11 protein-coding genes are annotated in these 13,924 nt (G+C 47.2%); 6 read left to right on the top strand and 5 right to left on the bottom strand.

Annotation, left to right across the window (positions count from 1 at the left end; translation table 11 throughout):
* Positions 1 to 99 precede the first annotated feature (99 nt).
* Positions 100 to 1,371 carry an ATP-binding protein gene (locus QUB37_RS20050; protein WP_333165334.1) on the bottom strand — a complete coding sequence of 424 codons (1,272 nt, stop codon included), beginning with the start codon at positions 1,369 to 1,371 and terminating at the stop codon, positions 100 to 102.
* Between the two features lie 466 nt (positions 1,372 to 1,837).
* Between QUB37_RS20050 and QUB37_RS20045 the strand changes: the two genes are divergently transcribed.
* From QUB37_RS20045 to QUB37_RS20030, 4 genes are all read left to right on the top strand, one after another.
* Complete coding sequence (locus QUB37_RS20045) at positions 1,838 to 4,540, top strand: endonuclease MutS2 (protein WP_333165410.1); 2,703 nt, start codon at positions 1,838 to 1,840, stop codon at positions 4,538 to 4,540.
* 3 nt (positions 4,541 to 4,543) lie between these two features.
* The gene (locus QUB37_RS20040; protein WP_333165331.1) at positions 4,544 to 4,774 is read left to right on the top strand and encodes a hypothetical protein; all 231 of its coding nucleotides are present in this window, start codon (positions 4,544 to 4,546) and stop codon (positions 4,772 to 4,774) included.
* Between the two features lie 17 nt (positions 4,775 to 4,791).
* Entirely contained in the window at positions 4,792 to 5,397 is a 606-nt protein-coding gene (locus QUB37_RS20035; RefSeq protein WP_333165329.1) for a DUF3038 domain-containing protein, read from the top strand.
* A 66-nt stretch (positions 5,398 to 5,463) separates the two neighbouring features.
* Positions 5,464 to 7,038, top strand: coding sequence for a DUF4335 domain-containing protein (locus QUB37_RS20030; RefSeq protein ID WP_333165326.1), 1,575 nt, complete (start codon positions 5,464 to 5,466; stop codon positions 7,036 to 7,038).
* A gap of 76 nt (positions 7,039 to 7,114) precedes the next feature.
* Here the strand turns inward: QUB37_RS20030 and QUB37_RS20025 are convergent, their stop codons facing one another.
* Together QUB37_RS20025 and QUB37_RS20020 are read right to left on the bottom strand one after the other, a co-directional pair.
* Positions 7,115 to 8,461, bottom strand: coding sequence for a DUF3370 domain-containing protein (locus QUB37_RS20025; protein WP_333165324.1), 1,347 nt, complete (start codon positions 8,459 to 8,461; stop codon positions 7,115 to 7,117).
* A gap of 136 nt (positions 8,462 to 8,597) precedes the next feature.
* Positions 8,598 to 9,521: a nucleoside hydrolase gene (locus tag QUB37_RS20020; protein ID WP_333165322.1), complete on the bottom strand. Its 924-nt coding sequence runs from the start codon at positions 9,519 to 9,521 to the stop codon at positions 8,598 to 8,600.
* 79 nt (positions 9,522 to 9,600) lie between these two features.
* On the opposite strand from QUB37_RS20020, the gene QUB37_RS20015 reads away from it, so the two are divergent.
* The gene (locus tag QUB37_RS20015) at positions 9,601 to 11,544 is read left to right on the top strand and encodes a S9 family peptidase (RefSeq protein WP_333165321.1); all 1,944 of its coding nucleotides are present in this window, start codon (positions 9,601 to 9,603) and stop codon (positions 11,542 to 11,544) included.
* Positions 11,545 to 11,755: 211 nt separating this feature from the next.
* Positions 11,756 to 11,974 (top strand): hypothetical protein, encoded by a 219-nt coding sequence (locus QUB37_RS20010; protein WP_333154753.1) that lies wholly within the window; start codon positions 11,756 to 11,758, stop codon positions 11,972 to 11,974.
* 211 nt (positions 11,975 to 12,185) lie between these two features.
* On the opposite strand, the gene QUB37_RS20005 is transcribed toward QUB37_RS20010, so the two are convergent.
* A complete protein-coding gene (locus QUB37_RS20005; RefSeq protein WP_333165320.1) occupies positions 12,186 to 12,971 on the bottom strand; it encodes a universal stress protein in 786 nt (261 codons plus the stop codon).
* 46 nt (positions 12,972 to 13,017) lie between these two features.
* Positions 13,018 to 13,779, bottom strand: a complete 762-nt coding sequence (locus QUB37_RS20000; protein ID WP_445300044.1) for a nitrate ABC transporter ATP-binding protein — start codon at positions 13,777 to 13,779, stop codon at positions 13,018 to 13,020.
* Positions 13,780 to 13,924 lie beyond the last annotated feature (145 nt).

The following is a 13,924-nucleotide window of genomic DNA, read 5'->3' as shown; positions in this document are numbered from 1 at the left end:
TTAAAAAAAATGCAGTCATTGTAGGGGCGGATTCAGCATCATCTCAGGCTAAAACCAACAATTTCAAAACCCGCCCCCACCAACGGTAAATACTGTTAATTAACTGTGACGCAGCGGAATCTCTATCTGAATTTTAGTGCCTTTACCCGGTTCGGAAAAACACTTAAACTCTCCTTTGTGCTGTTCTACAATTATCTGATAGCTGAGAGCAAGTCCCGATGATATGGGTGGTTCCGCAGGCTTTGCTCCCAAAAAGGGATCAGAAATTTGGGCTGTGATATCTTTGCTATGTGCGATGTCGTTATCAGCAATCTCAATCGAAATTCGCTGAGCATCGACCACCTGAGTGGTAATCAAAATCACAGGCTTAAATTTGATGGATTCCAACTCTTCCAAGTCTTGAGCCGACTCTTCCAAACCATCGATCGCGTGATTGATGATATTCAGAAAAGCTTGATTGAGCAGACCTGCATAGCACTCAATCTGTGGCAAATTGCCGAATTGTTTCATCACCTTGATGTCTCGCCTTCCCTCGCGAGCCGGCAAGCGGTGCTGCAACAACAACAGAGTATTTTCTAAACCGTCGGAAACATCAAATAACTGCCAGCCCGATCGATCGCTGCGGGAAAAATCCTGTAGCGACAAGGTTATTTGGCGGATGCGATCGCTCCCAGTACGCATGGAACTCACAATTTTCAATAAATCGTCGAGTACGAATTCCACATCCATATCTTGCTGCTTTTGCAGAATTTCCGATCCGGGATTGACTAGCTCTTTTTGATACAGTCGCAGCAGTTCAATTAAATCGGTCGCGTAGCTTTGGACGTGAGTTAGATTGCTGTAAATAAAAGTAATAGGGTTGTTAATTTCGTGGGCTATCCCAGACACCAATTCGCCCAAACTAGACATTTTTTCATTTTGCAGCATTCGATCGCGCGACAGATCCAATTCTTGCTGGGTTAACTCGAACCGCGCCCTCAACTCGTGCGATCGCTTAGAGGCGCGCACCCGCGCCAATAATTCCTGCTTAACTATCGGTTTAAACAGAAAATCGTCAAAGGGCGCATCCAATTCTTGAATTTCATCAAATTGCTCCGGTGTTGTCAGCAGAATAAAATAGGCTGCCGCCAATTCTCGTGAAGCGAAGCTATCCCGTAGGGAATCGGCTTTCACCAGCCGGCACACCTCCAAAAAGTTGATTTGAGGGGAAGTCCCGTCGCAAATTATCGCATCGGGGGAAAATTCCCTCGCCAAGTCTAAACCCTCCTTGTCGTCGGGAACGACTCTCACCTGATGTCCCTCTTGGCTGAGTAACTCTTGGACAACTTGAAAAGTCACAGTATCCCCGATGATCGCCAGAATCTTTGCCATACTTCTACCAACTCTACAAATTACTTTTTAGGATACAACCGCCAGAATTGCGCTGACAGATTTAAAATTCCAAAATAGTTCAATTCCATCAAAAAACAACCGATGCCCGCTTCCTCAAAACCAAAAATAGCTCATACCATTTTAGATTTTATATTTTAGAGTAAAAAATGGGGAATGACTTACTGTATAATAATAGTTGGGAGCTTACCTAAAGTTGCATATTTTTTGGGGACTGGTATCACGAGAATGTATAATTTTAGACGGGTAATGCAAAAATGCAAATTTTCTCCTTCGTAATTAATGTTACATCAGAGCTTTCGGCCGAAAGACTGCTGAGGGCGATCGCAGATACTTTCTCAAATTGCGCCAGGAAACAATAAAAAACTTTAAAATCAATTAATAGTATCGTTAAATTCACCTTCTCGGTCAGCGCCTGAGAATGCCAATTACCAACACCACCTCAACTTTGATTCAAGCCGAAACACTAGAACTATTAGAATGGCCGCGCCTGTGTCAGCACTTGGCTACCTTCGCGGCCACCAAACTCGGCGTCGCCGCCGCCCTTGACCTCGCAATCCCGGCAACTCAAGCTCAAACAGCAGAACTCCTAGCCCAAACTCAGGAAACTTATCAGTTAGAGAGCCGCGCTGGCGGTGCTTTGAGTTTTGAAGGAATCCAAGACATCGGCACTTCCCTGCAGCGAGCCGAACTCCAAGGTTTGCTCAGCGGCGAAGAATTGCTGGCAATTGCTACTACTCTCGCCGGAGCAAGGCAATTGCGCCGGATAATTGACTCTCAGGCTGATGTGCCGACGCTCAAAGAACTGGCAGCTCAATTGCGGACTTATCCCGAACTAGAGCAAGAAATCCATCGCTGTATAGACGATCGCGCTCAAGTAGCAGACAGAGCCACTCCTAAATTAGCAGGAATTAGAGTTCAAATGCGACAGTTGCGCGATCGCATTTATCAAATATTGCAGGGAATTTTGCAGCGCCAATCCAACGCCGTACAAGAACAGCTAATTACCCAAAGAAGCGGACGCTTTGTCATTCCCGTCAAAGCTCCCCAAAAAGATGCCATACCGGGCATCGTTCATGACTCCTCGGCCAGCGGCGCGACACTCTACGTAGAACCCCACAGCACAGTCAATCTTAACAACCAAATGCGGCAGTTGCTCAGGCAAGAACAAGCGGAAGAAGAAGCAGTCCGCCGCGCCCTCACGGAGCAAGTCGCAGCAGTAAAACCCGATTTAGACAGATTGGTGGTGGTAGTTACAACTTTAGATTTAGCCGCCGCTAAAGCGCGTTATAGTTATTGGTTGCAAGCAAATCCGCCGAAATTTATCGAATTGGGAGAGCCAGAATTAGCACCAAAAAATCCTGAACAAGAAGATGAGGAAAAAGAGGAAAAAGAAGATGAGGAAAACTCAGAAAACAGTCAATTATTAATTCGTAACCTGCGATCGCAAATTACCTTGCGCCAGTTGCGCCATCCTTTATTAGTTTGGCAGCAACAGCACGAGCAAGGCTTTCCAGTCGTGCCGGTCGATCTAACGATCGGGCCGCACATCCGCGTCGTCGCCATCACCGGCCCCAACACTGGCGGCAAAACTGTCACCCTCAAAACCTTGGGATTGGCAGCTTTAATGGCGAAAGCAGGAATGTTTGTTGCCGCGCGTGAACCCGTAGAATTGCCTTGGTTCGACAATATTTTGGCTGATATTGGTGACGAACAATCTTTGCAGCAAAGTTTGTCTACTTTCTCCGGCCATATCCGCCGCATCAGCCGCATTTTAGAAGTTTTAGGCAATAAATCGCAGGCTGAAGGGGAAGAAAATTCAAACCTAACAATTACTAATTCCCAACAGCAAGACGAAGAAGTCACAGATACACAGAGCACAGTTTCTGCTCTCCCAATTCTCAAACCTAAATTACAAATTCCCCAACCCCAAATCCCAAATACTAATTCCCAATTACCAATTCCCAAATCTTTAGTTTTGTTAGACGAAGTAGGAGCCGGTACAGACCCCTCAGAAGGCAGTGCATTGGCGATCGCCCTGTTGCAATACCTCGCCCAACATTCCCTATTAACAGTTGCAACTACCCACTTTGGCGAACTCAAAGCCCTTAAATATCAAGACTCCCGCTTTGAAAATGCCTCAGTAGAATTTGACGACAATTCCATGCAGCCAACCTATCGCTTGCTGTGGGGAATTCCCGGACGTTCCAACGCCCTCACCATTGCCAAAAGACTCGGTTTGCTAGCAGAAATTGTCGAAGAAGCTCAAACCTATGTCGGGGGAGCGTCTCAAGATGTCAATCAAGTGATTGCTGGACTCGAAGCACAGCGCCGAAAACAGGAAACCAAGGCCAGAGAAGCAACTCAACTGCTACACCAAACCGAAAAACTGCACAGAGAAGTTTCTCAAAAAGCAGCCGCTTTGCAAGAGCGGGAGCGAGAACTAAAAATAGCTCAGGAAGTGGCAGTAAATGAGGCGATAGGCTCGGCAAAATCAGAAATTGCTCAAATCATTCGTCGCTTGCAGTCGGGCAACCAGACGGCTCAAAATGCCCAACAAGCGACAGAAACCTTAAATCAAATTTCCCAAAAACACCTGCCTTCTCGGCAACAACCGGCTAAACCCAAACCGAGTTTTATGCCGAAAGTGGGCGATCGCATCCGCATTCCCAGTTTGGGCCAAACCGCCGAAGTCCTTAGCGGCCCCGACGCTAACGAAGAGTTGAGCGTTCGGTTTGGGATTATGAAAATGACTGTCAAACTAGGAGAAATTGAATCCCTCGACGGTCAAAAACCGGAAACGAAAGCTCAATTAGCCAAGGTAGCAGCCCAAGCACAAGCACTCGCTACGGCTAAAGCTAAGCAAGCAGCGTCGGAACCTGCAAAACCCAATCCCGAAATTGCCATTCGCACTGCTAATAATTCGATCGACCTACGGGGTGCGAGAGTCTCAGACGCGGAAATCGAAATAGACAGAGCTCTTTCCAAAGCCGTGGAATACGGAGTGCTGTGGATAATTCACGGCAAAGGTACGGGACAGTTGCGGCGCGGGGTTCACGAGTTTCTCGCTTCTCACCCGCAGGTTTCCCGCTTTGAGCTCGCCAGTCAAAAAGAAGGAGGTGCAGGTGTGACGGTGGTTTATTTACATTGATTTGTGGCATCCCGTGGCGTAGGATGGTTAGGGGTAAAAATATATGGGTTTTGCGGATTGCGATCGATCGAACTTGAAACCGCAACTTTTCACCCGCAAATCCGTCCAGCAGTTAGGATTGCCGGAATCAAAGCAACGAGCTATGGAGACAAATTAACAGATATGCTGTTGCCCACAGGCCGCAAAGCTTTAATCACTGCATACTGTTTGATATCCTGCCTCAACCAGTCTTAATTTCCCGTGCTGAAGCCATGCGCTCGACCGTAAAGCCCTCCGCTCCCACAAACGAAACGGGCCAATCTCCCAACTGGGAAGAATTGACCCAAAAAGCACCAGAACCTACCCAGTTGGACAACATTAAAGCCCAACTGGATTTAGTCCTGTTAGCCCTAGAAGCACTGGCAGAAATTGGCTCAGAGGCGATGCTCAAGGTAGCAGCCGAACTGAATTTAGAGCCAATGGTAGCCGATCGGGTAGCTTTGTGGCGGCTGCGCCAATCTAACCCGCTGCGGAAAGGCCACGGAGGGCGCAAAAAACTAGATGTGGAGGAAGCTCGATCGCTCGTTTTGATAAGCTGTCATTTGGCAAAACAGCACCAAGCTTTAATCCGCCGCGCTGTTGCTTTGCTCGAACAAATGGCAGAGCAAAACCGCGAACCTCACACAATCGCTTTGCTGGGAGATTATATTGACAGGTTCAGCAACACTTATGGCTCGCGCATGGAAGATGCAGAAAATTTATCGGCCCGAGAGTTGACTGATTTGGCCCTCAAACTCCTGATCGATTTGCTATTTTACAGCAGTCCCGGCGGCCACCGCCGCCTCTGGCTGGCTCTTCTAGACCGCGCTAAAAATTAAACAACAGCCAACAGTCAACAGTCAACAGCCAACAGTCAACAGTCAACCGTCAACAGACTTTCTGCTATGGTTCTCAAACGGTACACGCCCCCCACTTGCACGCTGGAAATTACAGCCAAAAGTTCGCCTCTATCTCGCTGGGCGGGCCAACCGGTGTTTAAATCTTTAAGTTTCGAGCTGCGACTCGATGACCCCAGGCTGCCAGATACCGAACACGTTACTCTCAGGGGCGATCGAATTCAACTCGAAACCCTCCACGAAGCTGTTAGCAATTACGTCCAAAACTTGCTCGGCGAATCCCGCGATTGGGAAAGCAACCTCAACTCTCAAATCGGCAGTATCGCTGCTGGCCCAGACTCGCCAGAAGTCGCGCGTAATGCCGTTATATTCGATCGAGCCGTCAACACTTCCGAACTAGCAACATCCGCCCCGAACACAGCCTACCTTCCGGTTCCCCCCCGCTTAGAGCCCCGCGGCTTGCTTGCCCACAACTTGTTTTTAGGCTCTTTGAGCGCTGTAGAATCCGGGCCAGTAGTTCCCTTGAGCACCCTGCAACTGTTTGACTTGGCCACAGCACTAGATGACTGCGCCGCCGAAGTGATGGCGCTTCCCAACCTCAACCGTGAGTCCCGACAACCGCTGTCCTCACCCTGGCTCAAGGTGGCAGCATTGCTGGTCGCCAGCGCCGGCCTGACGACAGGAACTATCAAAATGCTTGATCGAACCGCCACCTCCCCGCAAACCGCCACAGCCCCCGATCTAGGACAGCCCCAGCTAGCTCCAGGCGTCTCCCCCAGTCCAGTTCCCGCCCTACCGACACCCCCAGCACCAACACCCGCAGCCATACCCGGTTTACCGCCCCTGCCGCCCCCGCCCATCAACACTGCGGCCTCCCCCAGCCCCAGCTTACCTCCCATCGCCCTCGCCCCAACTCCAGCCACCAACAGACCCAGCCCTATCCAGCAGCCACCCCTGCTATTTCCCCCCAACGGCAGCGCAGCCAGCGCCCCACAGAGCGCCCCACAGAGTGCCCCAGCATTCCCTCAAGGGTCAACAATCACTATTCCCGCCCCCGAAGAAGCGCCCATTTCCGCCCCCCAAGCACCCGCACCAGTACCCTACGTGCTGCCCCCCCTACCGCCGAGACTAGCTCCCGCCGTACCGCCCCCCCTGCCGCCCTCCCTGTCTGCTTCCCGATTTCCCGTTCCCCCGCCGCAGCCCTTCCCCAGCCCCATCGAGCCGATTGTCCCCCCCGCCAGTACCGAACTCCCAGCTCTTGAGGACGCTCAACCGCCAGCGGAGTCTGAGGATAACAACCAGGTGGCGGCCAGCAAAAAAAACCGCACTTTATTTGATACAATTCCTCAAGTTTCAGAAGCTAGAACTTACTTTGAGGAACGCTGGAAGCCTCCTGAAGGAATGGAACAAACTTTGGAATACAGCGTGCTGATCGATGAAACTGGATCAGTTCAAAGTATTATGCCGATGGGAAAAGCAGCAGCAGATTATATCGAGCAAACTAATATGCCATTAGCCGGCGAGCCGTTTGTTTCTGCCGTTTCTAATGGGAAAAACCCAAAAATTCGAGTTGTTTTGAGACCGAACGGTCGAGTGCAAACCTTTTTGGAAGAGAGTGATTAAACGCTCTCAAACACATTGTCGAGATGGGAAATCCCGGTTAATTGCTAATCTCAAACAAGTTCAAATCAAATCAAATTTAATTTGTTTTCACTGTCAAAACTTGCGGCGGCGACGCATCGGGCGGATAAATAAAATCCACTTCTACAAGTCGCTTTTCTCCCGATTTCATCTCTAGTTTTACCAACGGTTCCCCCTGCTGTCCCCGTCGCTGGACTAAATGCACGTAGCGAGTTTGAGACACTTTATTGTCGTCAGTATAGCGCACTCTGACAGTCCCCCTAAAAAAAGTTTGAGGTGCCGGAGGTACTAAAAAACTAAGTCCTCCTGAAGTTAATTGGTCTGTCTTAATTGGAGTTTGAATTGCGACAGTTACAGTTTGATTTTTGCTGGTAGAATTGTACAGTGGCAAGCTGAGATTGTATTGAATTCCGTAATTGCCGTGGGCGCGGTATGCTGTATCTGGGTAGCGGACTAGCATCTTTGCACTTTGCACTTGATTTGTGCCCAGCATTCCGCGCGGGAGACTGCTTAATGGGTAGGAAAATGCTGTTCCGGGTTGGGGAATTGCTAGGCTTGATGTGGCGGGGTTGTCTGAGATAAGTGCTCGCCATTCTGAACCTAATGCTACACCGGCAACTCGGCCGTAAATTATTTGACCTTCGGTGATTTCGGGCGGTGTGGGAGTTCGATCGCGCGGCCCGGCTATATTACTATTGTCTAATAAGTTTTGCCATTCTGCTAAATTGGGCGATCGCTCGTTTCCCTGTGCATCAACTCTGGCAAACATCGCCAGACTGGCAACATAGACTATACCATCGCTCCGTAACCGCATCAAGGTCGATCGACCGTTTAGCGGCGGTACCAATCCCCGCACCGGTATCGCATGATTCATCAACAGTTGGCTTTTTCCCGGTGGAATAATTAACTGCGGTTCAAAGTCAGACTGTCTCCTTCCTCTGAGAATATCATTCACAGCGCGACTTCCCGGCCCTGCGTAAATATTACTATTTGAATTATCGACTTGCGGCGGCAATTCAATAAAAGGTGCATCGGGTTGACTGAGATAACTCGCAGCTTGCAATATATCTAATGTTACAGGTTTATTGCCAGGATTATAAACAATTACTCCTTGATACAATGTTCGCAAATCTTCCGGGGAAGATGCGCGGGCTATGTGGTGGGCAAATATGTCGAAACGTCCTTGAAACGGAAAGTTTAAATGTGCCGCCGAAAATCTTTTACCATCTGGGGGAAATGTCGAAAGCAAAATTCCTTCTTGCAGCACTAATTCGGGACTGTTGCTGTTAAATACTGGTATGTTGTCTAACTGTCCGGGGAGTGGTCGCACTTCTTGGATTTGGAGGATTTCTTGAGGTGCGGGAGGGGTTTGGGCCAAGGGGATGATTGATAGAATTGGCAGCATTTTTTAGAGGAGTTTTTTAACCGCAGAGGGCGCAGAGGGCGCAGAGGAAGAGAGGGAAGATAAGAACCCGTAAATCTTGGCGTCTGGGCGGGTTTTGTACGGAGATTTTGCTCGCTTATAGCAGATATTGTGATTTTTACCTCGCCCACTGTTCTAATATGTAATTGTAAAATTTGGCGGTGTCTACTTTATCCATTGCTTGAATTTTTCGCCCTCCTATTTTAACTTTTGTGCGTCCTTGGCTGATGCCTTCGGTAATAATTTCGGTTTCCCATTCTCGCAGTTGGTAAAAGTCTGGATGCGCTAAATAAGCGGTTGCCAAAATGTCCCAAAAATAGTAATCTTGAGATATTGCTAGGGCATAACACTGTCCTGCTAAGTCGGAAATTGGATATTTGCGCTGTCTTGCTAAGAGATTGGAAAATTCTACAGTCAGCGGTACATTATTCGTGATGTCTAAAGGACACATGACAACGGGAATTTGGGTTTGCCAAATTCTCTCGATTGCTATCGGGTCCCAGTAAGCATTCCATTCCGCCGACATATCTTGTCCGGGTTCCATATCTTTGCTAACATTGCCGATAACATTGAGGGCGCCTCCCATCCACACAATTTCTTGAATTTTGCTTTCAATTTCTGGCGCGATATCTAAAGCTTGCGCTACTGTTGTTAACGGCCCAGTTACTATTAATGTGACTGGTACGGCTGCGTCTTGCAAAACTCGCACCATAAAGTTTTGTCCGGGTTCTGATATTAACGGCGTGTCAATGGTTCCTTTTTCATTTAGAATGGGAAGTCGATCGACTGCAAAGGAATCTCGCCTAAATAACACCGGAAATGGATTTAGTCCCCGCACCGTACTCGCCGCTACCGGAACTTCTGAACGCCCCATTAAATCGAGAATTTTGCGCGTTGCACTCACCGCCGGTTGAATGTAGCAGTCCGCAGGAGTTACAATTACTCCCAGAGTTTCGACTTCCTCCATTGTCATCAGCAACACGACGGAGAGATAGTCGTCAACTGCACCGTCGTGATCCATTAGTACGAGTTTTTTGGACATTTTGCTTCCCCGGTGACTGAATTAGTGTAAAGTACAAATATTAATTTTTTTGTGCCAGAAACACAACTGCCTCAACTATATGAATACAGTATCACCTTACGGCTCTTGGAAATCACCTATTTCTTCCGATTTAATTGTTTCTGGAACTGTCGGGCTCGGACAAATTGCTATTGACGGCGATGATATTTACTGGGTTGAGGGAAGGCCTTCGGAAGCGGGAAGAAGCGTCCTCGTGCGGCGCACTCCTGACGGTACAATCAACGACGTGACACCGCATCCTTTTAATGTTCGCACTCGCGTTCACGAATACGGCGGCGCTGCTTTTGCAGTTGCTGGCGGTGTTGTCTATTTTTCTCATTTTGCCGACCAACGTATTTATTCTCAAACATTAGATTCTCAACCCGAACCTCTGACTCCTGCTGCTAATTGTCGCTATGCAGATGTGATAGTTGACAATCAGAGAAATCGCCTGATTTGCGTGCGCGAAGACTATGCAGGCGAGGGCGAACCTGTCAATACTATTGTTAGCATTAATTTAGATAACGGCGAAGATATTCAAATCTTAAGTCAGGGCAATGATTTTTATGCTTCCCCTCGTTTGAGTCCTGATGCTTCTCTACTTTCCTGGATTTGTTGGAACCATCCAAATATGCCGTGGGATGGCACAGAATTGTGGGTAGCAGAAATTAATTCTGACGGTTCTTTAGGTGAAAAATATTTAGTTGCTGGCGGGGTTGATGAGTCGATTTTTCAACCGGAATGGTCGCCCGATGGAGTTTTGTATTTTGTTTCTGACAAGTCGAACTGGTGGAATTTCTATAGAACCGTCAATCCCCGCTTGCCGAGGGAACAGCAAGAGGTTGAACCTCTGTGCGAAATGGCGGCTGAATTCGGGCTTCCCCAGTGGGTTTTTGGAATGTCTACTTATGCTGTTGTCTCAGCAAGCAAAATTATTTGCACCTACACTCAGCAAGGCCTGTGGTATTTAGCGAGTCTTGATTTAACGACAAAGCATTTGACAACAATAGACACGCCTTACACTGATATTTCGTCGGTCAAAGCGCGGGGAGAAACAGTTGTTTTTCTGGCAGGTTCGCCGACTGAATCTACTGCTATTGTACAACTAAATTTAGCAACAAATCAACGCTCAATCTTGCGTCAATCGAGCAATTTAAGCATCAATCCGGGTTATCTTTCTGTACCGGAACCTATCGAATTTCCCACGGAAAACAATTTGACTGCTTTCGGTTTCTTCTATCCCCCGAAAAATCAAGATTTCGCAGCACCTGCGGGTGAAAAACCGCCGCTTGTCGTGAAAAGTCACGGTGGCCCAACTGCTGCTACTTCTAGCAGCATGAATTTGAAAATTCAATATTGGACGAGTCGCGGTTTTGCCGTGCTCGATGTTAATTACGGCGGGAGCACTGGTTACGGCCGAGAATACAGAAAAAGACTGCAAGATAGTTGGGGAATTGTCGATGTTGATGACTGCGCTAACGGTGCTAAATATTTAGCTCAAAAAGGTTTAGTTGATGGCGAAAGAATGGCGATCGCCGGAGGCAGTGCAGGGGGGTACACCACTCTGTGCGCTCTTACTTTCCGCGATGTATTTAAGGCCGGTGCGAGCTATTATGGAGTTAGCGATTTGGAAGCTTTGGCAACGGATACTCACAAGTTTGAAGCGCGCTATCTGGATGGATTAATCGGGCCTTATCCTGAAAGAAAAGATTTGTATGTAGCTCGTTCGCCGATTCATTCCGCCGAACGTTTATCTTGTCCCGTTATCTTCTTTCAAGGATTAGAAGATAAAGTGGTTCCGCCTAATCAAGCGGAAATGATGGTAGAGATATTGAAAGCTAAAGGTTTGCCGGTTGCTTATGTTGCTTATGAAGGGGAACAGCACGGTTTTCGCCGCGCTGAAAATATCAAAAGAACTCTTGACGGCGAATTCTATTTCTATTCGCGGGTGTTTAAGTTTGAGTTAGCTGAACCTGTGGAGGAAGTGGTGATTTTCAATCTTTAGAAAACATTAGTTTGCAGTTGCTCGGTTTTCCCTAAAACGCACCTGCAAGCTATATCATAATTCACAAAATTTTACTGTGATTTTGTTCACAAATTTTGCTGTTTACTATCACATCTTGAAAGGCAATACAGCTTAAAATTTTATAGTGCGATCGCCTTTTTTAATGCAGAAACGCCCGATCGCGCGATCGTCGAGTAGAGAGTCAATTACTATGCAAACTCCTGTCCACCTGATTCCATCTGCTTTGGGCGAGCTGTTTGCCGAAGTGAATCAAAATGGCTACATTACTCTAGCCGATAGGTACGGTTTGATGGCTGCTATTTTTGACGAAACTTTGACTGAGGAAGACAAACGCTCCATCGATCGCCTGCTGCGCTCTGTGTGCCGGGGAAAGATTAAATTAGTTAACGAATTGTCTATGATCAGGTAAGTGCCGATAATTTTATTTTACGACCATTTTAAAAATATCAACAATCAAAAAAAGTCCTAATTGTCTCATCATTAGGACTTCGAGCGAGGAAACTATTTTTAATTTTTGATCGATACAGAACTTACGCAAAAAAAAGTTGGGCGCGCGAATTATAGTCGTAGGGTGCGCTGCACCTTACATAATTAGATTCTGGCCCAACGAGTGAACAAGTTTAACGGGCAGGTATAGTTGTCGCCAACTGTAACTTGCTCAAACTTTCTTCAGGCTGAACATCCATGTGATAGCTGAGTGCCGAAGGAATCCCAAGTACGCAGCACGGAAAATTATTGCCTAGTTCCCTAACCAGCCGATGGTTGCCAGAACAACAGCCCAAAAACAGTAAATTTGCTGATTCTAATTCAACCACATTTCTCAGTTCTGTAGCAACCCGCCCGATGCGTAAATGAGCTTTGAATAAACCGCGCCATTCCTCAGCCAAACAGCGCGCTTGCCACAGCAACTTATCTGCTACCTCGTACTCATTATTTTGACCATAAATTGCTGGGAAATAATCCGGCTCTATCCAATTTTTTGGCTGGGATACCGATGGAATTTCGGTTGGTAAAGCGGGCGCAGGTACTGTACAATTAAGGGCGAATGTTTCCTCTAAATCCGACACTTTCTGCTGTGCAGCCAAGGCATTTCCCACAGCAACTTTGCAAGTATCTTCGCGATAACTTTTTTGCGATTCGTCGATTACGTAGACAACTTGAACAGTGACTTCTTTAGTTGTTACTAAACGAGTTTGATGCGCCATCCAAAGGGTAATGTCCAGAGCTGTTTGACTTTTGGGAGAACTGTTGTAACCGACAATAAAATTGATACTTTTTGCCTGTTTTGTAACTTTTGATTTCTTAGAACCTTGCACTTGTGGCTCCGGCAGCAACACCATTTCTTCTGCTAAATTTTGGCATCCCAATGCACTTTCAAAACGCGCTAACATTGTTTTGAGATTCACAGGCTTGACCTCTCTTAAGTGAATTGTTTGGTCTGTCCGTCGGGCGTTATTCGTCTTGGGTAAAGTAGCGATCGAGAAAATTCAAAGCATAGTTGCGGAGTTCGTAATACTCCTGGGATTCCCGCAACTCTTGGCGATCGCGCGGGCGCGCAAACGGCACTGACAAAATTTCACCTATCGTCGCAGCCGGGCCGTTTGTCATCAGCACAATGCGATCGGACATATAGATAGCTTCATCCACATCGTGAGTAATCATCATTGCAGCTTGTCTATGATTTTCCCAGATATCCAGCACCTGTTTCTGCAACTTGCCGCGAGTCAGAGCATCCAGCGCTCCAAACGGTTCGTCCATTAATAACATTTTCGGTCGAATCGCCAAAGCTCGTGCAATCCCAACCCGCTGTTTCATGCCTCCTGAAATTTCGTCTGGATATTTATCGGCTGCTGCCGTTAAGTTTACCATTGCTAGGTGTTCGTTGACAAGGCTAATCTTCTCAGGACGGCTAAGACTTTGCAAAACTTCATCAACTGCCAGCCGAATATTTTCCCGCACCGTCAGCCAAGGCAGCAATCCGTAGTGCTGAAATACCATCATGCGATCGGCTCCCGGTTTGCGAATTTCTTTTCCTTCCAGTGTCACCATTCCCCCGCTCTGTTTTTCCAAACCTGCCACTATTTTTAGCAGCGTAGATTTACCACATCCAGAGTGACCGATAACCGAAATAAATTCGTTTTCTCCAATACTTAAATTGATATTTTCCAAGACGCTAAATTCTGTACCGTCAGCATTTTTATACGACTTGAACAAATTGTCTATTTCCAGAAATTCAGAGGAGTTGGGGTTTTGGCTATTGGTGTTGATTGAAGCAGCAGTATATTAGACCTCTTGCAAAAAAGATATATGTTATAATTAGAGGTTTTAAATTTAATCCCCTAAAGCTAACTCATAATTG

This window comes from Microcoleus sp. AT3-A2 (genome assembly GCF_036705685.1).
In the GTDB taxonomy this organism is placed as follows: Bacteria; Cyanobacteriota; Cyanobacteriia; order Cyanobacteriales; family Microcoleaceae; genus Microcoleus.
The sequence above is the reverse complement of the archived record's forward strand: the minus strand, read 5'-3'. Positions and strand labels throughout refer to the sequence as shown.

Coding starts and splice junctions, on each gene's coding strand:
- QUB37_RS20050 (WP_333165334.1), bottom strand. CDS start 1,371: ATGGCAAAGATTCTGGCGATCATCGGGGATACTGTGACTTTTCAAGTT.
- QUB37_RS20025 (WP_333165324.1), bottom strand. CDS start 8,461: ATGCTGCCAATTCTATCAATCATCCCCTTGGCCCAAACCCCTCCCGCA.
- QUB37_RS20010 (WP_333154753.1), top strand. CDS start 11,756: ATGCAAACTCCTGTCCACCTGATTCCATCTGCTTTGGGCGAGCTGTTT.
- QUB37_RS20020 (WP_333165322.1), bottom strand. CDS start 9,521: ATGTCCAAAAAACTCGTACTAATGGATCACGACGGTGCAGTTGACGAC.
- QUB37_RS20015 (WP_333165321.1), top strand. CDS start 9,601: ATGAATACAGTATCACCTTACGGCTCTTGGAAATCACCTATTTCTTCC.
- QUB37_RS20030 (WP_333165326.1), top strand. CDS start 5,464: ATGGTTCTCAAACGGTACACGCCCCCCACTTGCACGCTGGAAATTACA.
- QUB37_RS20035 (WP_333165329.1), top strand. CDS start 4,792: ATGCGCTCGACCGTAAAGCCCTCCGCTCCCACAAACGAAACGGGCCAA.